Source organism: Ruegeria sp. CH8 (assembly GCF_056536985.1).
Genome location: NZ_JBQFQR010000001.1, coordinates 68,604 through 91,762 on the forward strand (window position 1 = coordinate 68,604; position 23,159 = coordinate 91,762).

The window sequence follows — 23,159 nt, forward strand, 5'->3', positions numbered from 1 at the left end:
GATCGACCATCAAAATGCTGAAGAAAAAAATTAATCTTAACAGTGCTTTATGTGGGTGAATTGTGCTTTGGTAAATTCGCAGTAGGAAAAATTAAGAAATAGTTTCTCTTTTCTGGTGTTTTTTTCCTATACAGGCCTATGAACAAATTAACCCTCACCGGCACGCGATCCTCGAATCAAACTCTGTCCGATCGGATATTCTGTCCGGCTTTGTGTGGATTGACTGCAAGGCAGGCAGATTTGGCCTTCGTGATGCCGAGACTGGACCACAACCGCGTCATCCGAGAAAGCCGCCGACAAGGAGATTGGGCAGCGCTGTTGGCAAGTGACCCTTTCGGCTCTGAGGTGGCGATGTTCAGGCAACTATATGAACATGGCTATCTCGGTATCACCAATTGGCCTTCTTCGATCCTGCTGGATGGGTCGCTAAAGCAGTCTATGTCGACCATCCCGGCCTCGCCCGAGTTTGAGTATAAATTCCTCGCGCGCGCCAATGAGGCAGGATTTAGGACCTTAGCCTTTTTTCTATCACTCGATCAGGCCCGCTTGGCGTTGAAATCCGGCCTCTCGCAATTGGTTTTGCATCCCGGTCTGCTGAATGTCGGAAGCGTAGAAAGCGGTGCAATGGTTTTGGGGTCGCTACAGCGCCTGATTGAGACAATCAAAGCCGAAGCGGAAAACGCGACTATTTTTGCTTACACCTCAGAGTGGCACGAACAGGTCGTGCCGCTTAGTACGCTTGATGTCGATGGGTTGGTCTGGTGCAAGGCAGAAAATTGAACGAAAGCGACAAGAGATTTCTGTTCGGTGCGGTCGTCGGATCGGGACTGACGGCAAAAGCGGCTGACAAGGCGGGCGCGGACTACCTCCTGGCCCTCAACGCCGGTCGGTTTAGAGTTCAGGGTGCCTCCTCTCTCACCAGTTTTTTGCCCGTACGGGCAGCCAATGACTGGGTCGTCGAATTTGCTGAACGTGAAATGCTGGGGCGATGCAACGCGCCGATCTATGCTGGCTTTTCCGTGAGTGACCCGGCATTGAATATCACCGATCTGGTGATGCGCGCTAAAAACCTTGGCTTTTCGGGTGTGTGCAATTTCCCGTCAACGACACTAATCGACGGACGGCTGGGTGCTCTGATCCAACGCGAAGGTCTGGGATTGGACCGCGAGGTCGCACTGGTTCAAGAGGCGGTTAAGGTCGGGCTTGGCGCTTTCGTTTATGTCCAAACCAACGCGCAAGCCCGCAAAATGGTCGATGCCGGAGCAACTGCGATCTGTGTGAATATTGGTTTCACCAGCGGCGACACAGGGGTCAATACGCATCTGACGCTTGAGACTGCGGCAGCTCAGATAGAACGGGTCCTTGCAGGTGTGCCATCTTCGGTCGACAAGCTCTGCCACGGCGGCCCCATTACATCCCCAGAAGAAGCGCTCGCAATCACGCGTATTTGCGGCGTGCAGGGGTTTGTGGCCGGTTCGACACTTGATCGACTACCCGTGGAGCAAACGCTCAGCGAGGTTACAAAGGGCTTTACGTCAATTCCCAACCTGTCGCGCATCAAAGCCAATTCCGTAGACTCCGACAGCGATCTCGTCGGATCATCTTTCGCGATGCGGATGATCCGCGAGGAGTTGGATGACCTCGCCTACGAGGATATCCCTGTTTTGCTGGTTGGCGAGACCGGAACGGGAAAAAGCAGGGCAGCTCAGAGACTGCACACAGCAGGGCCTTCGGCGAAACGGCAGCTTGTGGTTGTGGATTGCCCTGCCCTCGAAGGTGCTGAAGGCAGCATCCACCTACTTGGTACCGCACCCGGGGCGTTTGGAGGCGTTGGCAGTCAGCGCGGCGCCTTGGAGCAAGCGTCTGGCAGCACAATAGTCTTTGATGAAATTGCCGCGCTGCAACCGGAGCATCAGGGGAAGATCTTGAAATTCACCGATGAAAAGGTGGTTCAACGTATCGGGGATCATACGCTACGCAAGGCTGATGCAAGGATTGTCTCTACTACAACACCGAAGCTGCTGGACGCGGTCGAAGCCAAGGACTTTCGGCAGGACCTGTATTATCGGGTTTCCGGCCATGAAATTCACTTGCCGCCTCTTCGTGAGCGTATTGATGACATCCCAGAACTGGCACTGCATATCGGAAAACAGATAAGTAGAGAGACTCCAAAATTCTCAAACGCGGCGCTGCGGCTCATGCTGGAGCACAATTGGCCTGGCAATATGAGAGAGCTGTTTTTTGCAGTTCAACGCGCGGTTCGAAAATCTGATGGATCAACAATCAATTCAAAAGATATAGATTTCTTGCGTCGACCTCACGCGGAAAAAACAAAGCCACGTCGCAAGGATGCGCCGGGCCGCGTTTCAGTTTCCGAGCGCGACTGGATAGCCGACGCGCTGGCTCGCAACGGGTTTCGTCGCGCGCAGACAGCCGAAGAACTGGGGATGACCACCCGAACACTTTACAACAAAATCAAGAAACATGGGTTACAGGGGTAGCTTGTGATATCCCTGCTATCGGCAGCGGCCAAATACGCTTTTACATTCAAACCGAACAAGCCCTGCCGTTGGCACATGACAGGATCGTGCTTCAGTTTCCGTTCTATTGGTACTCCGCACCGCCCGTCATGGTGGCATGGATGGATCAGGTGCTAAGTTTTAGCTTTGCCAATGGGCCCGGCGGTGACCAATTGAAGGGACGTGAGTTTCTGATCCTTGTCTCCACCGGTGGACCGGAACACGGCATGCCACACGGGCGTCTAAAAAAACTTTTCGATGGCCGAGTTCTTGAAGCTGTATCAACAGACATCCAATCTGGCGGGTATGACCTATCTTCGCCCGTTTGTGGCGCATGGAGTGGCGCTTGCGACCGAAGAGCAGATCGAAGCGAACGTGCCAAAGATGCTTGCACACGTTACCGATCCCAATCTGGTTCCCAGGGAAAAACTGGCGCGCCTGCACAAAAACTGCAAGACGATCCGGACACGGCTGCCGCCGTCAGCTGAAGTCTTCGACCCTTGGCCAAGCCCAAAAACCCACTTGAAACTGTTTTTGGTCGACCTTTTCAGCGTGGGTTCTTTCAATTCGATCAATATGTAAAATGTCGGCAGCTCAAGAGTATTGCGAGATGTTCGTGTCTGAAATTGATCCATTGAACCATTGGCTGGTTTCCGAGGGGCGGTTGCTTGGTGACGAAGTAGAAATTGTCAACGGCTATTGCGAAGGCCTAGTGCAACTCGGTGTTCCTTTGGCGCGCGCGCGGATTGCACAGACCTATTCCAACCCGCTGCTTAGTGCTTGGGGCGTTATCTGGACTCCGCACAAAGTACATCGCTACACCGTTGCTACGACGATTCTGTCGACAGACGCATGGCATGGGAGCCCGTTCGAGTACGTTGTCACTCAACGTCGTCCTTTGCGTAAGAGGCTGGTAAACCTCGACTTTGAGGCAGAGCATCCGGTTTACGCTGAACTTGCGGCAGAAGGTGCGACCGATTTTCTGGCCATTCCGTTGGAACATGGTAACGGATCGGTACAAGGCACCAGTTTCACTACAAATGCTAACTCGGGGTTTTCAAGCGAACATATTCGATACCTTGAGGACTCGCGCTATGCGCTGGCGGCAGCTTTGGAACCCATCGCAATGCGCGAGTCACAAAAGAGCCTGCTGCAAACCTATCTTGGTCACGGCCCCGCCGAAGAAATCGAACAAGGGCATATCAATCGTGGAGAACACAGAACCGTTTCAGCAGCGATCCTGTTTGCAGATCTCCGAGGCTTTACAGAAAAAGCGGAAGCCTGGCCTGAAACCCAATTGCTGGCCATGATGGGTGACTATTTCGAAATGGTGGTGTCCCCCATCCAACAAATGGGAGGTGACGTTCTCAAGTTTATGGGGGACGGCATCCTGGCAGTTGTCGACGTTGAGGACAGTGCCGAAAAATCCTGCAGGTTGGCTGCAGAGGCAGCGGAGAAGTCCATGATCAATCTCCGGGATTACAACGAAGATGGGCTACGCAATGGGCGCGAACCAATAGAATTCGTAATTGGCATGGATTTTGGTAAAGTGACATTCGGCAATATCGGAAGTCCCGACCGACTAGATTTTACAGTTGTAGGTCAAGCCGTAAACGTGGCCAGTCGTGTTCAGGAGCTTTGTAAAGAACTGGCTGAAAATGTCCTGATGACAGCAAGTGTCGCCCAGCACATGGGCGATAAAGCTCACCCCGTCGGCTTCCACTCTGTTCGAGGGCTCGCAGAGGACATCGAGGTATTCAAAACGTCTGCAAAGCTTGGCTGAAACCAGAATAAGTTGTTTGGTCGACCCAACCATAGTTGATTGCTTCGGTATTTCCCCCAGGGATGCTTAAGGGGTTAGTGTTGTCGGACGCGCCAAATTGAATCACTTGAATCGGGAAACTTTCAGTGCCGGAAGAACAGCCCAAAACGATGGGCACTTGCATGTGGGGACTGACCTAGACACGGGCTGTGTTTCCGAATTTCTTACAAAGGTAGAAAACCTGGAATGACATTTCCTAACAATTACATCTCGCTACAAGACATCAAGTTAGCTGCAAAGCGGATTGCGCCTATCGTGCGCAAGACGTCGTTGATCTTCTCAGAACCTTTGTCTGACCGAGCCGGGTTTGAAATTTGGCTGAAGCTGGAAAACCTTCAAACCACCGGAAGCTTCAAGCTGAGGGGGGCTTCGAACCGCATTCTACAGCTGAGCAGCGAGGAAAAAGCGCGCGGGATCATCGCAGTGTCCAGCGGCAATCATGGCCGAGCCGTCGCATTTCTGGCTAAGCGTTTAGGTATAACAGCCCGTGTTGTTGTTTGCTCTCTTTGCCCCGAAAACAAACGGCAGGCGATGCGAGAACTCGGAGCCGAATTGATCTTGCACGGCGACACACAGGACGAAGCACAAGAGCACGCTGATCGGTTGATCGAAGAACATGGTTATACATGGGTCGATCCCTTTGACGATCTGCATGTTATCGCGGGGCAAGGTACTATTGCGCTTGAGGCGCTGACGGAATTGCCCAACGCAGACATGATTGTCTCGCCTCTGTCTGGAGGTGGATTGTTGTCTGGTATTGCACTGGCCGCAAAGTCGATTTCACCTGATATTAGCGTTGTTGGATCATCCATGGAAATCGAACCGGGAATGGTGCGCAGTCTGGAAGCGGGCAAGCCAGTTCATGTCGAAGAGCATCCCAGCCTCGCAAGCAGCATCACGGGTGCAATCGGTCTACACAACCGTTACACCTTCCCAATCATCCGCGACTTAATGGACCGGTCCGTTCTGGTCTCCGAGGATTCGTTGGCCCCCGAAATGGCGAGATTTGCCGACTGCGAAGGCATGATTGTCGAGGCTGGCTCCATGACATCCGTTATCGCTGCCCTCAGCCCCGAAGTGCACGAAATGAACCCTAAACGCGCGATTGTGGTTATCAGCGGTCGAAACGTAAGCCTTTCGACCTTCCAAGCTGCAACGGCCGCCCATTGCTGACGCACTGGCGGCCCATAGCAAGAACACAGAACGCCCTGCATCAGAGAAAATGTTCCCGAATCCGGATACAGAGGTGTTTTCGAATTTCATCCGGGGGTTTAAGTAAAATCGGACTATGCCTCGGACCGAATACCAGGGAAATCATAATGACCGGTACATCCCAATCTGCACTTGTTCTGAACGCCGCAGCCGTTCGGGGCTTATTGCCAAAGGTAGACGCACTCGGCGCGATGCGCGCGCTGTTTACTGAACTGGGGCGCGGTCAGGCCGTGCAACCTGCGCAGACCCTCACCGTTTTCCCCGAGGACAAAGGGGATTTCATCACGTATCTGGGGGCCAGTACCGGCGCTGACTTATTCGGGGCGAAACTTTCGCCTTATCTGGTGCGTCCCGGTAAACCCGTGATCACCGCCTGGACAGTGCTGATGTCGATGGAGACCGGCCAGCCGCTGATGCTGTGCGACTCGGGCGAGTTGACCACCGAACGTACTGCCGCCACGACCGCATTAGCCGTTGATCATCTCGCCCGTCCGGACTCGCGTATTCTGGCGATCATCGGGTCAGGTAAAGTAGCTCTGGCCCACCTCAAGCACGTGCTGGCGCTGCTTGACTGGACTGAGATTCGTGTCTATTCCCCCAATCTTGCGAAAAATAGAGATGTCGCAGAGCAATGGCTGGCTGCGGACAGTCGTGTGCAACTGGCTGACAGTTCCGAAGCCGCAGGTCTGGACGCCGATGTAGTGATGCTCTGCACATCTTCCGGGACGCCGGTCTTTGATGCGGCATCAGTGGCGCCGGGTGCGCTGGTCACCTCTATCAGCACCAATGTTGCCAACGCGCATGAGGTTGCCCCTGATTTTCTCTCCAATGCCGAAGTCTATTGCGACTACCGCGCAACCACGCCCGGGTCAGCCGGGGAAATGAAGCTGGCAACCGAGGCCGGTTGGCAGGCAGAAGCCATCCGTGGTGATCTGGCTGAGTTGCAGACCGAAGCCTGTGAGGTCCCGTCTGGCACACAACCCGTTTTCTTCCGCTCGATCGGGTTGGGTCTGGAAGACATTTTTATGGCGCGTGCCATCTATGACGCGGCATCGGCCTGATCTGCGAATTTAGGAGAGACCCATGGATATCAGACCTTTTGGCGTCGAAATGTGGATGAACGAGTTCGAGACGAAATGCGAACTCAACCTGGCGGAAACCTGCGTGGAATCCATTACTCTGGGCGAGCTGTTCGAGATGGCCGGGCAGCACAACAGCATCCTCAACGACCTGTCGGCCATGAAAATGACCTATGGCGCAATCGAAGGCTCGGACCGTCTGCGCGATGCCATCAGCAGCTTGTACGAAAAGCAGACCCCCGACAACATCTTGACTACGCACGGCACCATCGGAGCTAACTCGCTGGTGCATCAAACGCTTGTTGCGCGCGGCGATCATGTGATTTCGGTGATCCCCACCTATCAGCAACATTATTCCATCCCCGAAAGCATCGGCGCGGATATCGAGCTGCTGCACCTGCAACCGGAAAACGCGTTTCTGCCCGATCTGGACGTGCTGCGCGCGATGGTGCGCCCGGACACTCGCCTGATCGCGATCAACAACCCGAACAACCCAACCGGTGCCTTGATGGATCGCGCAATGCTGGAGCAGATAGTCGAGATCGCCCGCAGTGTCGATGCATGGCTTTTGTGTGATGAGGTTTATCGCGGCACCGATCAAACCGGAGATGGCTTCACGGCTGCGGTTGCGGACCTCTATGAAAAAGGGATCAGCACGGCCGGAATGTCCAAGGCCTATTCTCTGGCGGGTCTGCGGGTAGGCTGGATCGCGGGTCCAAAGGACATGTTGCACGACGTGATGATCCATCGCGACTACAACACGATCTCGGTCGGTCAGGTTGACGAATTGCTGGCCTCAATCGCACTTGAAAATCGCGATAAGATTCTGGCTCGCGCTCAACGGATCACTCGCGAAAACCTGCGGATCGTTGAGAACTGGATCGAAAATGAACCATTGATCAGTTGGGTACCACCGAAATCCGGCACTACGGCACTGTTGAAATACGACTTGCCAATGTCCTCTCGCGATCTTTGCGTGACCCTTTTGAAAGAGGAAGGCGTCATGCTAACCCCTGGCAGCGCCATGGATATGGAGGGTTGGCTCCGCCTTGGATACACTAACCCAACGGCTGATTTGAAAGCCGGACTGGCGAAGTTTTCGGATTTTCTAGCGCGCCACAGTTCGTCGTAAAGAGCAATCAATGACAGAGATTGATGAGAGGCCGCTTCCTAGTTTTTTCGACTTTCCAGCCGCTGTTGATGCAATTCGCGATACCTATTAGCGCCAAAGCTTACTCTATGCATTGGTTCCGCATGCAAATGGAAACCAACTTCTCCTATTCAACATAGTTTTGTACGTTCTCAAACCCGCGCAACCAGGCTTTCGCCAACCGGGCTGCGTCTTGTCCGGCACGGTGCGGAGGAGATCCCAGTGTTTCCAAACTTTGATAGACGCGCGCAATCGCGGCCTCCTCAATCAGGCTCATCCGCACGTAACTGTCAAAGTCAAGAAGCTGAACTTTTGGAAATGGAAGGTCTGTCTCTAACAGACGAATGAGCCAACGCCGCTCGAATTCCGGATTGTCCGTAACTGCGATCCCGTTGTTTTCTGTCTTGAACCATTGTACGACCTTCTGCGGATCGTCGCCTTCAGCTTCTAGATAAGCTCGGCTCAGACCATGTACTTGCGCACTGATTTCTGACCAACCGGCATCGTCCCAGTCCGGGTGAGGTTTGATCAGACGAGAACCAGTCACCACCTCACCACCAACTACACGCGCTATGCCAATCTCAATTGGCCAACTGATCGCGCTCAGCGAACTCGCTTCGAAATCAAGAAAAAATGCGGGTTGGCTCTGTACCAGATTTTTCGTTCGCTCAGTCAAAATGGGTGATCCAAAATTCTCGAGTTGTCTTCGAAAAGCGTATACCACACCCCGACTGTCTTCTCACTGTCGGAGCGCCAATTGTAGAACATTTTTGAACGTTTAAACCGACACACAATCAATTTGTCGGGCGTGTTTGTGCCGCAAACTCTAAGTCCTGTGAAAGCGTTCAATGTTACAAGATTTATGTGCAGTCGTGAGAAAAGGTGTTTCCGATCTTCGACAAGTGAACAATACCTTTCTGCTCTCTCGACACAACCAAAGCGGTCGTGCACTCAAGCTTAACGAGTGACGGCGTGTTGTTGCCATAGTTGGCCAGCCGATCGGCATAGCATGGCTCAATCCCCGGATTTGAAAAGAATTTCCGGGATTTCCCCTTTGAATTTGGGTAAATTTAAACCATCTCGGCGACACATTTTCTAAAGGAGAGACACATGTCGCGCACTATCCTATTGGCTGTAGCCGTCGCCGCAATTGGCGCCGGCGTATATTATTACCTTTCTCAACCCGAACCCACGCCGGCCGAACAATTGCAATCGGCGGCACAGGATGCCGGCGATGCGGTTAGCGAAGCGGCACAGAATGCAGGCGATGCTGTAAGCGAGGCGGCAAATTCTGCGGCCGAACAGGCAACCGAAGGGGCTTCGTCCATCGCCGAACAGGCGACTGATGCAGCCGAGCAGGCTGGTCAAACGGCCACGGACCTTGCAAATCAGGCAGGTGAAGAAGTTGCCGCATTGGCAAACCAGGGCCAGGACCTGCTGAATTCCTGGATTGAAAGCGGCGCGCTGACCCTTGAGAATTTTGACTATGACACAATGGTCGCCTCTGTTCAGGAAAGCGATCTGGCACAGGATTTGAAAACACAGGCCGTTCAGATCCTCGACGATATCAAGGCTTCACCAGAAACGATCGCGGTAAAGTTTCAGGAACTCCGCGACCTTCTGTCGGGACAGTGAAGCAAGCGGGTCGCCTGGATCGGGCGGCCCACTCTACGGACGTGGCTTAGTTCCATCCACGTCGTGCATCAGCCGATTGACGCACGACGGTTCATTTGTTTGGCTGTAATCAAATTGCAAACAAACCCAAATTTTTGTGTGGCACGGTGCAGCCGATAGTTGCCGCCAGTTACCGGGTTTCATCTGCGATGCGATCGGTTCAAAAACAAGGAACGACCATGACCACCCTGCCCTCAACTATGTTTGCAACTGTTCTTTTACACGACGGTTACTCCGGCGAAGCCACCGGTCCATATATCGAGAACGCCGGGGATTGGCTGACCGAAGCTGAGTTGCCGGTACCCGAGCCTGGCCCCGGACAGGTTCTGATCAAGTTGCGCGCAGCATCAGTGAACCCGTCTGATATCCACTTCATCAAGGGCGAATATGGGCAGCCCCGCATCAAAGGGGCGGCCGCCGGGTTTGAGGGCTGTGGCGACGTCGTCGCAACCGGTCAGGGTGCCGAGGCTCTATTGGGCCAGCGCGTCGCTTTCATCACTGCCAGTTCCGGCGCCTGGGCCGAATACGTTCTGGCCCCGGCCATGATGTGCATCCCTCTGCGCCCCGAGATTTCTGACGAAGACGGCGCGGCGCAGATCGTGAACCCGCTGACCGCGATGGCGATGGTCGATATCGCCCAAAGTGCCGGGGATGCTTTTGTGGTCTCGGCGGCTACCAGCCAGTTGGGTAAGTTGATGTGTGGCCTCGGGCGTGATCTTGGGCTGAAGCCCATCGCCTTGGTCCGGCGTGCCGAAACTGTCGATACGTTGAAAGATCACGGAGCGGCAGAGGTTCTGGTGACCACCGATCCGGACGTTGCTCAGAAATTTGCCAAAGTCAATCAGGTGCTGAAACCCCTAGTGTTTCTGGACGCCGTGGCTGATCAATTGTCCGAGCAGGTGTTCTGTGCCATGCCCAATCGGGCGCGCTGGATTTGCTATGGAAAGCTCAGCGCCGACCTGCCGCAACTGACGCAGATGGGCCAGTTGATCTTTATGGGCAAGCGGATCGAAGGGTTTTGGCTGACCAATTGGGTGACCTCGACCCCGCCACAAGATCAGGCGCGTGTCGTGGCTGAGGTTCAGGCCCGTTTTGCCGATGGCCGCTGGAAAACCGATATTTCCGAACGGCTTGCGCTGAGGGATTTGGTGCCAAATCTGGCCGAAGCCCTGAAAAAGAGTGACGGGAAGGTGATTATCACGCCATAGTAGAACAAAGCCCCGGGTGACGGAGGACCTCCGGGGCGTTCAAAACGCCGGGTCTACCGGCTGGGAGGGTGAAATTGGACAACGCGCAGCTGCTGATCAGCGGGCTGGCAAATGGCTGTGTCTATGGCCTGATCGCTCTTGGTTTCGTGTTGATCTACAAAGCGACCGAGGCGGTGAACTTTGCCCAAGGCGATTTCATGATGCTGGGCGCTTTTGTCACCATCGGGCTGACCAATACCGAATATATGGGGCTACCCTTCTGGCTCGCTCTGCCGATCTCTCTGGGGATCATGGGGGCGCTTGGATATCTTCTGGATCGGCTGATCATCCGCCGCCTTTTCGGGGAAAGCCAAACCGCTGTGGTCATCCTGACGATCGCTCTGGGTTTTGTAATCCGATTTGTCGCCGGGCTGATCTGGGGGCATGAGCCACAAACCCTGCAGAACCCTCTGGCCGGAAAGGAGTTCCGGTTTGGGGGCATTGTTCTGGGGATGGAGGATGTGGCCGTCATCGTTGTCACCGTTTTGCTGACCTGGGCGATGTATGTGTTTTTCAACAGGACGAAACTTGGGCTGGCGATGCAGGGTGCATCGCAGAACCAGTTGGCGGCCTATTACATGGGCATTCCCGTCAAACGCGTTCAGGGATTCATCTGGGCCTTGGCCGGAGTGGTGGCCGGGATTGCAGGCGTGTTGTTCGCGGCCAAGGGCGCGGTCGACCCAACAACCGGCCTGCTGGGGATCAAAGCCTTCGCCGCTGCGGTGATCGGCGGGCTTGGCAGTTTGCCGGGAGCGCTGGCCGGAGGGCTGATCGTTGGCGTCATCGAACCCTTCGCCAGCCGCTATATCGCTGCGGGCTACAGCCAGATCGCGCCGTACGCGCTGTTGCTGGCGGTGCTGATCTTCCGTCCCAATGGTCTGTTCAGGCAGGTTCGGGTCAAGAAGGTTTAGACCCATGCGGATCGTGTTCAAAACCAACTATCTGCAGGATATCCGCCCCTGGAAGGATCGCTATCAGTTCAGCCTCTACCTGATCCTTCTGGCCGTCGTCGCCGCCGCGCCGTGGTGGTTGGACGATTTCTATCTGGGAGAGCTGACAAACGTCCTGATCTGGGCCATCGCAGGTTTGGGTCTGATGGTTCTGACCGGCCATACCGGGCAGGTCAGTCTGGGTCATGCGGCGTTTCTGGCCTTTGGGTGTTATGCCAACGTCATCCTGATCGAGGCAGGTGTGCCGTTTCTGGTCGCCTTCCCTCTGGCCGGTGTCCTGACGGGCGTTGCAGGGGTGACGGTTGCCATCCCTGCCCTGCGATTGCACGGTATCTATCTGGCGATCTTCACCATGGCACTGTCGATCCTGATGGATGACGTGATCGTTCTGGCAGAGCCGCTGACCGGTGGCGTGGCTGGCAAGTATCTGGGCGGGGTCGAGATTTTTGGCCATCTGGTCGACCGCTGGGCCACCCCCGATCAGTTCTTCTGGTTGGTTCTGAGTGTCGCTGTTCTGGTCACCCTTGGTTATATCAACCTGCTGCGCGCGCCCTTGGGGCGCTCTTTCATCGCGGTGCGCGACTCCGAGATTTCGGCGCAGGCGATGGGGATCGATATTGCCCGCACCAAGATGGTTTCCTTCGCGTTGTCCTGCGCCGTCACCGGCTGGGCCGGAGCGCTCATGGGCATGTACGCAGGCGCGTTTAACAACGAGACTTTCAGTGTTCTGATCTCGATCCAACTGCTTATGATGATCGTAATTGGTGGGCTGGGGTCGATCCACGGCGCGTTCCTGGGCGCCATCGTGATCGGGTTTCTGCCGCAGTTCCTGTCTATCTCAAAGGAATACGTGGGCGCATTGGTCGGTGGCAATACGGTCGCCATACCGGGGCTGGAATTCGGCATCTTCGGGATGATCCTGATCGCCTTCATCCTGTTCGAACCGATGGGCCTTTATGGCCGCTGGCTGAAAATTCGCACATGGTTTGAGCTGTTCCCGTTCTACCGAAAGGACATGTTCAAACGGCAGAAATCCTACCTCAAGACAGAACGCCTGCGATGAGCCTGTTGGAGTTCCAAAACGTCACCCTGAAATTCGGTGGCCTGATCGCGGTCAACGACCTATCCTTTTCGGTCGAACAGGGCGAGGTCTTTGCCATCGTCGGCCCGAACGGTGCGGGCAAGTCCACCGTGTTCAACCTGATATCGCGGTTTTATGACCCTTTTGCCGGTTCGATCCGCTTTGAAGGGCACGATCTGCTGCAGGTCAAACCCTCGGGCGTGGCCGCTTTTGGCGTGGCCCGTACGTTCCAGAACATCGAGCTGTTCGAACACGCAACCGTCTTGCAGAACCTTTTGGTCGGACGGCATCAGCATCGCCGCACCAACCTTCTGTCCGAGGTTCTATTCCTGCCCTCGGCCCGGCGACAAGAGGTTGAAAACCGCGAAAAGGTCGAAGAGGTCATCGATTTTCTCGACCTCCAGGCCTATCGAGACAAGATGATCTCAGGCCTGCCCTACGGTGTGCGCAAGGTGGTCGAAGTTGCCCGCGCATTGGCCACTGATCCCAAACTGCTGTTGCTGGACGAACCGGCCTCGGGCCTGTCGGTCGAAGAGACCACGGACATGCGCTGGTGGATCGATGATATCCGGCGGCAGATGGGCATCACGGTGCTGATGGTTGAACATGACATGGGTCTGGTCTCGGGCGTTTCCGACAGGGTTCTGGCCATGGCTGACGGCGCAAGACTGGCGCTTGGCACGCCTTCAGAGGTGCAATCTCACCCGGCCGTGGTCGAAGCCTATCTGGGGAAAGCCTCATGAGCGATCCCGTCCTGACCATCCGTAATGTCGAGAGTTTCTATGGCCCCATCATGGCAATCCGCGGCGTGTCTCTGGACGTGCATCGAGGTCAGATCGTCTCGATCCTCGGGGCTAATGGCGCGGGGAAAACGACCCTTATGAAAACGGTCTCGGGCGTTATGGATCCGGAAAAGGGGAAGATCACTTTTGACGGCGTCGAAATACAGGGGTCAGAGCCGCACAAGGTCGTCGAGATGGGCATCGTCCACGTCCCCGAAGGGCGTGAGGTCTTTCCACTGATGACGGTCGATGACAACCTCAACCTCGGGGCATATACTCTAACTGACAAATCCCGGATCGATCACAACCGTGAACTGGTATTTACCTACTTTCCCATCCTAAAAGAACGGCGCACCCAAGAGGCTGGCACCCTCTCGGGCGGTCAGCAGCAGATGCTGGCCATAGGGCGTGGTCTGATGGCGAACCCGAAGATTATGCTGCTGGACGAGCCGTCTCTGGGCCTGTCCCCGATGCTGGTGCAGGAAATCTTCGGCATCCTGAAACGCCTGAATGACGAACAGAACATGACCATGATGCTGGTCGAACAGAACGCCAAGGCCGCCCTTGAACTGGCCCAGCACGGCTATGTGATGGAGGTCGGCCGCATCGTCATGGATGGCGCGGCGGATGTGTTAATGGAATCTGAGGACATCCAAAATTTCTATCTGGGCGTGCAAGAGGAAGGAGCGCGGGAAACCCGCCGCTGGAAACGCCGAAAGACATGGAGGTGAGCGGTTGAACATTAGCACCCTGCCCCCTCAGACCAATATCAACGGCGTCTGGTTCAACGCCACCGCTGGTCAGCGCCCGGTGCATGTGGACGAATGCACCACCGTTACCCAGCTGTTTCAGAAACGCTGTGCCGCGCTGGGGGACAACGCCGCGCATCGGGAAAAGGACCTTGGGATTTGGAAGTCCTATTCGTGGACCGACTATTGGCAACACGCCAAGTGGATCGGGATGGCGCTGTGTAAGCTGGGGCTGAAACGCGGCGAGGTTGTCTCGATCCTGTCCGAAGACCGTAAGGAATGGGCTTGGTTCGACATGGGTATTCAGGCCGTCGGCGGCATTGCGTCGGGCATCTACACGACGGACTCGGCCCACCAGTTGAGCTACCTGATCAATGACAGCGACAGCCGCTTCCTGATCGTCGAAAATGAAGAGCAGCTGGATAAATACCTTGAGATCGAAACCGAGGTACCAGGCCTGCTGAACGTCATCATTCTTGAGGATGAGGGCCTGCACGACCTGAACCATCCCCGCTGCATGATGATCGACGAATTGTATGCGTTGGGACAACAGGCCGAGGCTGATGATCCTACGCGGTTCGAGGCCGAACTGGCGCTGGCATCACCTCAGGATACGGCGCTGCTGATCTACACATCTGGCACCACCGGCAAGCCCAAGGGGGCGATGCTGAGCCACGAAAACATCCTGGCCGCCATCGAAAGCGGTGCCCGCGCCCTACCCGCCTTTGAAACCGACGAACAGCTGTGTTTCCTGCCGCTCTGCCATATCCTCGAACGTGCGGTTTCAATCTATTTCCCGTTGGCCGCCAAGTGCGTCGTCAATTTCGCCGAAAGCCCCGAGACTGTTTTCGCCAACCTGCAAGAAGTCACTCCCACTACGTTCGTCGCCGTGCCGCGTGTGTGGGAGAAGATCTACTCTCACGTCCAGATCATGGCGCAGGACGCCACACCGGCGGGCCGGGCCGCCTATCGGATGGCGCTGAAAGCCGGGCTCGCACGGGCCGAGTATATTTGCGCAGGTAAGCCCGTTCCGGCAGGCGTTATGGCGCGGTTCTGGCTGTGGGACCGTCTGGTTCTGCGCAACCTGCGGCGGATGCTGGGTCTGGACAAAATGCGCCGGGGCGGAACCGGGGCGGCACCGATCTCGCCCGATTTGTTGAAATGGTACTGGGCCATAGGCGTGCCGCTGATCGAAGGGTTTGGGATGACCGAAACCTCGGGGCTGGCGACGATAAACAGTGTTGAGACCAACAAGATCGGCACCGTTGGTCCGGCCATCGCCAGCAATGACATCCGTATCTCGGACGAAGGTGAGATCCAACTGAAGGGTCTGAACATCTTTCAGGGCTATTGGCGCAACAATGCCAAAACGGCTGAGACATTCACCGCCGACGGCTGGCTGCGGACCGGCGATCTGGGGCATATCGACGATGAAGGGTTCGTCACCATCACCGGGCGGCTGAAAGACATCATCATCACCGCCGGCGGCAAGAACATCACCCCGGCCGAGATTGAAAGTCGGTTGAAGTTCAGCCCTTATATCTCGGACGCGGTGATCATCGGTGATGCGCGGAAATACCTGACCGCCCTGATCATGATCGATCAGGAAAACGTCGAGAAATACGCGCAGGATCAGAAAATCCCGTTTTCGAACTTCGCCTCGCTCTGTGCGGCGCCTGAGGTCAAAGATCAAATTGGGGTTGAAGTCGCTGCGGCCAACAAAGAGTTCGCGCGCGTTGAGCAGATCAAGGATTTTCGCCTGATCGACGTTTTGCTGACTGCCGATGACGATGAACTGACTGCGACAATGAAGCTGAAGCGCAGCTTTGTGGAACAGAAACACGCGCATCTTATTGAAGACATGTATAAATAAGGAATTCACTGGGAGGAGAAGTTATGACGAAGGGGATCAAAGGCTTGGCTGCAGCGGCCGTTTTGACGGTGTATGCGACCTTAGCCTCGGCGCAAACGCAGGGTGTTACAGATGATGAGATTGTCATCGGCTCGGTCAATGATCTAAGCGGTATTTTCGCCGCCGTGGGCGTCCCGGCAACCAAGGGTGCGAATGTGGTGTTCGACCGGGTAAATGCCGCGGGTGGCGTGCATGGCCGCACCATCCGCTATGTGGTCGAGGATAACGGCTATCAGATGCCGCGCGCGATGCAGGGTTATAACAAGCTGCTGAACCGCGACAAGGTATTTGCCATGCTGCAATCCTTGGGCACGCCAATGAATCTGGCCGGGTTCAAGCTGCTGGATCCCAAAGGCATTCCGAACATCGCCCCGCTGACGGCCTCAAGCCAGATGCTGCAAGAGCCGATGAAGAACAAGTTCATCTCGTTTTCCACCTATTTCGACCAAAGTCGCATTGGCGTTAAATATCTGGCTGGTCAGTTCGGTTCGCAAAATGTCTGCACCATGTATCTGCCGACGGATTTCGGCGAAGAGATTCTGGAAGGCAGCAAGGCCGGTGCCGAAGAAGCCGGTATCACCTTCGTCGCCGAGACAACGCACAAGCCGGATGAGACCGATTTTGTTGGCTCGCTGAGCAAGCTCAAGGAGGAAGGTTGCGATATCGTCACGATTGCGCTGGGTGTGCGTCAGGCGATTACAGTTGTCGGCACGGCCAAAAAGATGGGCCTGACCGATATGAAGTTTCTGGGCACCGCTGCAAGCTTCCTGACTGTTGTCGCACAGGTTCCGGGTGGAGTGACGGACGGTTTCTACGCCGCCGCCTCATGGAAGGATCTTTGGGCCCGCGCCGGCGATCCCGCCCCCGCCGCGTTTATCGAGGAATACAAGGCTGCAACCGGCGAAGACCCCGTCGGGTTTTCAATGCTGGGCTATTCTGCCGCTGAAATGATGGTCAAGGCGTTGGAGGCCGCCGGGCCCGACCTGACCCACGAAAGCTTCATCGCGGCCATGGAAAGCCTGGATTACGAAGACGAACTGGTTGGAAGCCGCCTCACCTATGGCCCGGACGATCATCAGGGCGCTGACATTGTCTTCATCAACGTGGTGGAAAACGGAGCCTGGAAGCTGGTCTTCGAAGAATAACTAAACAGAAAAAGGGCCCGCCTAAGCGAGCCCTTTGAAAGTCGTATTCCGCAGCGATTAACGCTTGGAGAACTGGAACGAACGACGCGCTTTGCGCTTACCGTATTTCTTACGTTCCACAACGCGGCTGTCGCGGGTCAGGAAGCCAGCAGCTTTCAGGGCGCCACGCAGCGACGGATCGTACAGCTGCAGCGCTTTCGAGATGCCGTGCTTGACCGCACCGGCCTGACCGGTCAGGCCACCGCCTTTGACGGTTGCAACAACGTCGAACTCGCCTTCAACGCCGGCAACCTGGAACGGCTGGCGCAGGATCAGCTGCAGAACGGGACGAGCGAAGTACTTGTCCTGGTCTTTGCCGTTTACGGTGACCTTGCCGGAACCCGGCTTGATCCAAACGCGGGCAACAGCGTCTTTACGCTTGCCGGTGGCGTACGAACGACCCAGCTCGTCACGTACGGGCTCACGCACGATGACTTCTTCGGCCACGGTTTCAACGCCTGCGACGGCGCTCAGCTCTTCGAGAGTATTGATCTGATCAGCCATCGGTCATTAGCTCCGGGTGTTTTTCTTGTTCATGGACTTAACGTCCAGAACTTCGGGGGCCTGGGCTTCGTGCGGGTGCTCGGCACCGGCGTAAACGCGCAGGTTGGTCATTTGCTGACGCGACAGGCGGTTGCCCGGCAGCATACGCTTGACCGCCTGGGTCACAACGCGCTCGGGGTGTGCACCCTCGAGGATCTGCTGCTTGGTACGCGACTTGATGCCGCCCGGGTGGCCAGTATGCCAGTAGAAGTTCTCTTCGCGCTTCTTGCCGGTCATCTGGATTTTGTCAGCGTTGATCACGATGACGTTGTCGCCCATGTCCATGTTCGGGGTGAACGACGCTTTGTGCTTGCCACGCAGACGCATGGCGACGATCGAGGCAAGACGGCCCAGAACAACGCCCTCTGCGTCGATCAGGATCCATTTCTTGTCGATGTCTGCAGGTGTTGCAGAAAAGGTTTTCATGGCAGGATAGTCCTGTTTGATGTGAAAGACCGCCCCAAGACAGAGCGGCCCGAATTCGATGGAGCGTATTTAGAGGTGTGCGCTGCGCAGGTCAACAACAGTAAACGCTTTTAAAATGAGCAATTTCAATAAGTTAAAAAATAGGTATTATTTTACCCCATACTCAGACGCTGATTTGTTCCGGCGGATTGTCCAGCAACCTGCGTAACCGCTGCATTGCGTCTTCAAACCGTTCCAGCGACACGTGGCCATTCATCGCAATGCGCACGGCGTTTGGAGCCCGCCCGTCACGCAAAGCAAACTCATCTGCGGACCGCAGTTGTATCCCTTCTCGTTCGGCCGCGCGCGTGAACGAGCCAGCGCGCCAACCGGACGGAAGGTTGAGCCACACAAAGGGCACGTCCGGCGCCCAGTTGAGGTCGAACCCACCCAACGCATTCACTGCCACACGTACATAATCACCCATCCGTACGCGCACATCCTTGGCGATCTGAAGAGTACGGGGGTCAGAAAGCAGCAACCGGGTGAGTTCTGCCAACGGCTGCGCCAATCCGAAATAACCGTATTCCGCCGACCGCCGTAGATCGACGCTCCTCTCTCGGGGAGCAATGGCAAACCCAACGCGTAGTGACGGTGTCAGGATTTTCGAGATCGAGGACACATGCCATCCACGCTCGGGTGCCAGCGCCCGATAGCTGGGCTCGCGCGCGTCGCCCATGCGATAGCAGTCGTCCTCGATGATCTGCAGGTCAAAACGCCGGGCGACCTCAACAACCTCTTTCCGGCGTTCTAAAGGCGTGTGCGAACCGGTCGGGTTCTGCACTTCGGGCGAGACACAGACGGCCTGCGCAGTGGTTTGGCGCAACACTTGCTCCATAGCTTTGGGGTCGACCCCCCATTTGTCCATCTTCACGCCAATGACGTCCGCGCGCATCAGTTCGCCGGCGCGGCGGAACCCGGCGTATGACAGGTCTTCGACCAGAACCACAGGCTTGGGTCCGCGTAGGATAGTCTGAAACACCAAGCACAACCCGTTCTGGCCGCCGTGTGTCAGTACAATGTCGTCATGGGTCAGCGCGCCCAGCGGCAAGTCAGACAGCCATTCGACCACCGCCTGTCGCATGGGTTGATAAGCGTCGCGGGTTGGGTAGTTCAAAAACAGCTCCGGATCGGCTAGCGATACCTTCTGCAGACATTCGCGGATCAGAGAGACCTGTCCCATATCTGCCAAGCGCGGACTGAACAGGCTGACATTGGCGTTGTATTTATCATCACGCAAATGCAGTTGTCTGGCCCACACGTCATCCAGAATTGGGGATTTTGGTGGGGCTACGAATGTACCACGTCCGACCTCGGCTTGTAACAATCCCTCATCGGTCAGAATCGTATACGCCCGCGCAACTGTGCCCGGTGTAATTTGTAACCGATACGCCAGTTCCCGCACTGGAGGTAGTTTCGTACCCACACCCAGCAGCTTGTTATCAATGGCTTTTCGGATTGTATCAGCGACCAAAGTATACTTCGGCCCCTTGGATTTCGGTAGCGCCTCTGGCCAAATTGTATCCATTACAATTCTTCCTTTGATTTTGACACAATCCTGAATGTATCAATCACATGTACCGAACAAACATACTTTGTGTCAATACAATTTGAAAGGATACCTACTATGACACGCGCAATGCACAACCCCGCCCTCATGCTGCTGAACGACAGTCCCCGGCTGCCGCTGATCGCCGCGCTGGCCGTGCGGTTTGCGGCGACAGTGACAAAGTGGGAACGCCAACGCCGCAGCCGAGTCAATTTGTCAAATCTTGACGACAGGCTTCTGAAAGATGTCGGTCTGACTAAATATCAGGCCCGCAATGAATACACCCGTTATTTCTGGCAGGACTAAGATTCCCCAGTCCCTTGACGGGACCTCTTCCTGGCCGGGCTCTGCCCGGCCTTTTTTATCCGAATGATGCGGCGGCGGACCCCTCGGGCGGCAGTGAATATGTCATCGTGGCCCGCGCAACGGGCTTGTCGGACCCTTCCGAGAACATCAGAACGTCGCCTACCGCCAGGCTGCGGCCCAGTTTCAGCAAGCGACACTGCGCGATCATGTCCTTGCCACCCTCGGGTTTTCGCAGAAAATCCAATGAGCTGTTGGTGGTCACCGCCAGTGACTGACGCCCCTTGCGGGCCAGAACCAACGCATAGACACATACATCCGCCAACCCAAACATGGACGGGCCGGACACGGTTCCTCCGGGACGCAGGTGCCTGTCTTCGACCACCAGTCGCATGACAATCGAGTCCTCGGTCAGGTCCTCTATTACAAAATCCCGATGCACCTGCGGAAAGATCTGCCCCATATACTCCATCAGGTCTTCCCGACCCATTGCCAACGTCATACTTCCCCTCCTCGCTTTGCCGACCTAGAGTTGGCCCGACATCAGATCGGAGGGCAAGATGGCAATTCTGGAACGTAACGACACAGGCGCGGTTGCGACCCTTAAAATGAACGCGCCTGAGCGCTTGAATGCCCTGAGCGATGAGATGTTGGCCGCGCTGCAATCCGAATTTGACGCCCTGAGGGACGACAGCTCGATTCGCGCAGTAATCCTGTCAGGCGAAGGTAAGGCATTTTGCGCGGGTCATGATCTGAAACAGATGACGGCTGGGCGTCAGTCCGAGGATGGCGGCAAGGCTTATTTCCAGGATCTGTTTGCCAGATGCGCGCAGATGATGTTGTCAATCCAGACCCTGCCCCAACCTGTCATCGCACAAGCGCACGGAATTGCCACGGCTGCAGGGTGCCAGCTGGTCGCTACCTGCGATCTGGCTGTTGCCGCCGAGGGCACCCGGTTTGGCGTCAATGGGGTGAATATTGGGTTGTTCTGCTCAACGCCGATGGTTGCGCTCAGCCGGAACATCCCGCGCAAACGCGCGTTCGAGATGCTGACGACCGGCGATTTCATCTCGGCCGAAAAAGCGGTTGAGCTGGGGCTGATCAACCGTGTGGCGCCCGAAATGCTGCTGGAACACGAAACGACAACCCTTGCCGAGCAATTAGCTGACAAGCTGGGATCAGCCGTGAAGATCGGCAAGCAGGCCTTCTACAAGCAGTTGGATATGTCAATTGAAGAGGCCTACGCCTATACCGGCGATGTAATGGCTCAGAATATGCTGCATCGGGATACCGAAGAAGGAATCTCTGCGTTCATCGAAAAAAGACCGCCAAATTGGCATCAATGAGGCAATTGTCGTCCACATTTTTAGGTACTGTCCTCATTTTAGCACTTTTCAAAATGGCGACACTATGGCAAAGCTGGGACAGAGCGTATGCTCTGGAGACACTTTTGGGTCGCCGTGGGCGGAAGGTCCCTCCAGTCGGTTTCTCTCACCGGCATCGACATTCCCGCAGCGGCGACCCCAAAATCCCCCTATAGTTTCAAACCAACTCACCCATGTTGCGTTGCGCGGTGCTCTGTCCTATGTGGCAGCCCATGACACAGAAATTGCATATCGTGGGCGGCGGCATGGCCGGGTCCGAAGCAGCCTGGCAGGCGGCAGAGATGGGCGTGGATGTTGTGATCCACGAAATGCGACCCAAAGTAGGAACCTTTGCGCACCAAACTGGCAACCTGGCCGAGATGGTGTGTTCGAACTCGTTCCGCTCGGACGATGATGAGCAGAACGCGGTTGGCCTGTTGCACTGGGAAATGCGCCAAGCCAACGGGTTGATCATGACAACTGCCGATGCGCATCGTCTGCCCGCCGGTGGAGCACTGGCCGTGGATCGCGATCCCTTTGCCGAAGCGGTCACTGAAAAACTGCGCGCCCATCCCCGGATCGAGGTCACCGGCGAAGAGGTCACCACCCTGCCCGACGACGGTCACTGGGTCTTTGCCACAGGTCCCCTGACCTCGGCCGCGCTGGGTGAAGCCATTCGGACTGAAACCGGTGCCGAGTCGCTGGCTTTTTTCGATGCCATCGCCCCGATCGTCTATGCCGACAGCATCGACATGAGCAAAGCCTGGATGCAGTCGCGCTATGATAAGGGCGAGACCGAGGAAGAACGCACCGCTTACCTGAATTGCCCGATGGACCGCGATCAGTACGAGGCGTTCATCGATGCCCTGCTGGCCGCCGATAAAACAGAGTTTCACGAAGGCGAAACCGCGGGCTATTTCGACGGTTGCCTGCCGATCGAGGTGATGTCGGAACGTGGCCGCGAAACCTTGCGCCATGGTCCGATGAAGCCGGTTGGCCTGACCAATCCGCATCAGCCGGACGTGAAACCGCATGCCGTCGTGCAGCTGCGTCGTGACAATGCGCTTGGTACGCTGTTCAACATTGTGGGCTTTCAAACCAAGATGAAATACGGCGCGCAGACCGAGGTGTTCCGTATGATCCCCGGATTGGAGAATGCCAGCTTTGCGCGTTTGGGCGGCATCCACCGCAACACGTTTATCAACTCACCCACGCTGCTGGATGCGCAGATGCGTCTGAAATCCAAGCCGAACATCCGTTTCGCCGGGCAGATCACCGGAGTTGAGGGGTATGTCGAAAGCGCGGCCATGGGGCTTCTGGCCGGTCGTCTGGCCGCAGCCGAGATTCTGGGCCTTGACCTGCCCGAAGTGCCGCAGGACAGCGCCATGGGCGCCCTGATCCACCACATCACTGGCGGGGCCGAAGCCAAGACCTTTCAGCCCATGAACGTCAATTTCGGCCTGTTTCGCCCGGTAGACGGGCTGAAAGGAGGGCGTCGTGGCCGCAAGGATCGGTACAAGGCCTACACTGATCGGGCCAAGGCTGAATGGTTAAACTGGCTGGCCAATTGTTGA

The 23,159-nt window shown here is 56.0% G+C and carries 23 protein-coding genes and 1 pseudogene; 19 read left to right on the plus strand and 5 right to left on the minus strand.

The window, feature by feature from the left end; genetic code table 11:
* Nucleotides 1-252 precede the first annotated feature (252 nt).
* The 8 genes and pseudogenes from ACR0ER_RS00335 (at nucleotide 253) to ACR0ER_RS00370 (ending at nucleotide 7,764) form a co-directional block, all read left to right on the plus strand.
* Nucleotides 253-780: a phosphoenolpyruvate hydrolase family protein gene (locus tag ACR0ER_RS00335; protein WP_170330071.1), complete on the plus strand. Its 528-nt coding sequence runs from the start codon at nucleotides 253-255 to the stop codon at nucleotides 778-780.
* The gene (locus ACR0ER_RS00340) at nucleotides 762-2,501 is read left to right on the plus strand and encodes a phosphoenolpyruvate hydrolase family protein (protein WP_480767227.1); all 1,740 of its coding nucleotides are present in this window, start codon (nucleotides 762-764) and stop codon (nucleotides 2,499-2,501) included. Before ACR0ER_RS00335 ends, ACR0ER_RS00340 begins: the two co-directional genes overlap by 19 nt.
* A 44-nt stretch (nucleotides 2,502-2,545) precedes the next feature.
* Nucleotides 2,546-2,737: pseudogene (locus ACR0ER_RS00345) on the plus strand (NAD(P)H-dependent oxidoreductase); the annotation flags it as partial.
* A 40-nt stretch (nucleotides 2,738-2,777) separates the two neighbouring features.
* Nucleotides 2,778-3,101, plus strand: a complete 324-nt coding sequence (locus tag ACR0ER_RS00350; RefSeq protein ID WP_480767228.1) for a hypothetical protein — start codon at nucleotides 2,778-2,780, stop codon at nucleotides 3,099-3,101.
* Nucleotides 3,102-3,135: 34 nt separating this feature from the next.
* Complete coding sequence (locus tag ACR0ER_RS00355; RefSeq protein WP_480767229.1) at nucleotides 3,136-4,302, plus strand: adenylate/guanylate cyclase domain-containing protein; 1,167 nt, start codon at nucleotides 3,136-3,138, stop codon at nucleotides 4,300-4,302.
* A gap of 225 nt (nucleotides 4,303-4,527) precedes the next feature.
* Nucleotides 4,528-5,514 (plus strand): pyridoxal-phosphate dependent enzyme, encoded by a 987-nt coding sequence (locus ACR0ER_RS00360; RefSeq protein ID WP_480767230.1) that lies wholly within the window; start codon nucleotides 4,528-4,530, stop codon nucleotides 5,512-5,514.
* Nucleotides 5,515-5,660: 146 nt separating this feature from the next.
* Nucleotides 5,661-6,614 carry an ornithine cyclodeaminase family protein gene (locus tag ACR0ER_RS00365; protein WP_480767231.1) on the plus strand — a complete coding sequence of 318 codons (954 nt, stop codon included), beginning with the start codon at nucleotides 5,661-5,663 and terminating at the stop codon, nucleotides 6,612-6,614.
* A 22-nt stretch (nucleotides 6,615-6,636) separates the two neighbouring features.
* Nucleotides 6,637-7,764, plus strand: a complete 1,128-nt coding sequence (locus ACR0ER_RS00370) for an aminotransferase (RefSeq protein WP_480767232.1) — start codon at nucleotides 6,637-6,639, stop codon at nucleotides 7,762-7,764.
* A gap of 145 nt (nucleotides 7,765-7,909) precedes the next feature.
* Here the strand turns inward: ACR0ER_RS00370 and ACR0ER_RS00375 are convergent, their stop codons facing one another.
* Complete coding sequence (locus ACR0ER_RS00375) at nucleotides 7,910-8,458, minus strand: 3'-5' exonuclease family protein (protein ID WP_480767233.1); 549 nt, start codon at nucleotides 8,456-8,458, stop codon at nucleotides 7,910-7,912.
* A 434-nt stretch (nucleotides 8,459-8,892) separates the two neighbouring features.
* On the opposite strand from ACR0ER_RS00375, the gene ACR0ER_RS00380 reads away from it, so the two are divergent.
* The 8 genes from ACR0ER_RS00380 to ACR0ER_RS00415 all read left to right on the plus strand — a co-directional run bounded on the left by ACR0ER_RS00380 (nucleotide 8,893) and on the right by ACR0ER_RS00415 (nucleotide 17,322).
* Nucleotides 8,893-9,417: a hypothetical protein gene (locus tag ACR0ER_RS00380; RefSeq protein WP_480767234.1), complete on the plus strand. Its 525-nt coding sequence runs from the start codon at nucleotides 8,893-8,895 to the stop codon at nucleotides 9,415-9,417.
* Nucleotides 9,418-9,635: 218 nt separating this feature from the next.
* Nucleotides 9,636-10,664: an alcohol dehydrogenase catalytic domain-containing protein gene (locus ACR0ER_RS00385; RefSeq protein WP_480767235.1), complete on the plus strand. Its 1,029-nt coding sequence runs from the start codon at nucleotides 9,636-9,638 to the stop codon at nucleotides 10,662-10,664.
* 74 nt (nucleotides 10,665-10,738) lie between these two features.
* On the plus strand, nucleotides 10,739-11,614 hold the full coding sequence (locus ACR0ER_RS00390; protein WP_480767236.1) for a branched-chain amino acid ABC transporter permease: 876 nt from the start codon (nucleotides 10,739-10,741) through the stop codon (nucleotides 11,612-11,614).
* A 4-nt stretch (nucleotides 11,615-11,618) separates the two neighbouring features.
* On the plus strand, nucleotides 11,619-12,716 hold the full coding sequence (locus tag ACR0ER_RS00395) for a branched-chain amino acid ABC transporter permease (protein WP_480767237.1): 1,098 nt from the start codon (nucleotides 11,619-11,621) through the stop codon (nucleotides 12,714-12,716).
* A complete protein-coding gene (locus ACR0ER_RS00400) occupies nucleotides 12,713-13,477 on the plus strand; it encodes an ABC transporter ATP-binding protein (protein ID WP_480767238.1) in 765 nt (254 codons plus the stop codon). Before ACR0ER_RS00395 ends, ACR0ER_RS00400 begins: the two co-directional genes overlap by 4 nt.
* Nucleotides 13,474-14,247 carry an ABC transporter ATP-binding protein gene (locus ACR0ER_RS00405; protein WP_480767239.1) on the plus strand — a complete coding sequence of 258 codons (774 nt, stop codon included), beginning with the start codon at nucleotides 13,474-13,476 and terminating at the stop codon, nucleotides 14,245-14,247. Before ACR0ER_RS00400 ends, ACR0ER_RS00405 begins: the two co-directional genes overlap by 4 nt.
* A gap of 4 nt (nucleotides 14,248-14,251) precedes the next feature.
* Nucleotides 14,252-16,138: an AMP-dependent synthetase/ligase gene (locus ACR0ER_RS00410; RefSeq protein ID WP_480767240.1), complete on the plus strand. Its 1,887-nt coding sequence runs from the start codon at nucleotides 14,252-14,254 to the stop codon at nucleotides 16,136-16,138.
* Nucleotides 16,139-16,161: 23 nt separating this feature from the next.
* Entirely contained in the window at nucleotides 16,162-17,322 is a 1,161-nt protein-coding gene (locus ACR0ER_RS00415; RefSeq protein WP_480767241.1) for an ABC transporter substrate-binding protein, read from the plus strand.
* 57 nt (nucleotides 17,323-17,379) lie between these two features.
* Here the strand turns inward: ACR0ER_RS00415 and rpsI are convergent, their stop codons facing one another.
* From rpsI to ACR0ER_RS00430, 3 genes are all read right to left on the minus strand, one after another.
* On the minus strand, nucleotides 17,380-17,865 hold the full coding sequence (gene rpsI / locus ACR0ER_RS00420) for a 30S ribosomal protein S9 (protein WP_039535473.1): 486 nt from the start codon (nucleotides 17,863-17,865) through the stop codon (nucleotides 17,380-17,382).
* 6 nt (nucleotides 17,866-17,871) lie between these two features.
* Entirely contained in the window at nucleotides 17,872-18,330 is a 459-nt protein-coding gene (gene rplM / locus ACR0ER_RS00425; RefSeq protein ID WP_170324880.1) for a 50S ribosomal protein L13, read from the minus strand.
* Between the two features lie 163 nt (nucleotides 18,331-18,493).
* The gene (locus ACR0ER_RS00430) at nucleotides 18,494-19,897 is read right to left on the minus strand and encodes an aminotransferase-like domain-containing protein (RefSeq protein WP_480767242.1); all 1,404 of its coding nucleotides are present in this window, start codon (nucleotides 19,895-19,897) and stop codon (nucleotides 18,494-18,496) included.
* A gap of 99 nt (nucleotides 19,898-19,996) precedes the next feature.
* Between ACR0ER_RS00430 and ACR0ER_RS00435 the strand changes: the two genes are divergently transcribed.
* Nucleotides 19,997-20,224, plus strand: coding sequence for a DUF1127 domain-containing protein (locus ACR0ER_RS00435; RefSeq protein ID WP_170330054.1), 228 nt, complete (start codon nucleotides 19,997-19,999; stop codon nucleotides 20,222-20,224).
* 55 nt (nucleotides 20,225-20,279) lie between these two features.
* Here the strand turns inward: ACR0ER_RS00435 and ACR0ER_RS00440 are convergent, their stop codons facing one another.
* Entirely contained in the window at nucleotides 20,280-20,723 is a 444-nt protein-coding gene (locus ACR0ER_RS00440) for a PaaI family thioesterase (RefSeq protein WP_480767243.1), read from the minus strand.
* Between the two features lie 58 nt (nucleotides 20,724-20,781).
* Between ACR0ER_RS00440 and ACR0ER_RS00445 the strand changes: the two genes are divergently transcribed.
* Both ACR0ER_RS00445 and trmFO read left to right on the plus strand, forming a co-directional pair.
* Entirely contained in the window at nucleotides 20,782-21,567 is a 786-nt protein-coding gene (locus tag ACR0ER_RS00445; protein ID WP_480767244.1) for an enoyl-CoA hydratase, read from the plus strand.
* A 251-nt stretch (nucleotides 21,568-21,818) separates the two neighbouring features.
* Complete coding sequence (gene trmFO, locus ACR0ER_RS00450; RefSeq protein WP_480767245.1) at nucleotides 21,819-23,159, plus strand: methylenetetrahydrofolate--tRNA-(uracil(54)-C(5))-methyltransferase (FADH(2)-oxidizing) TrmFO; 1,341 nt, start codon at nucleotides 21,819-21,821, stop codon at nucleotides 23,157-23,159.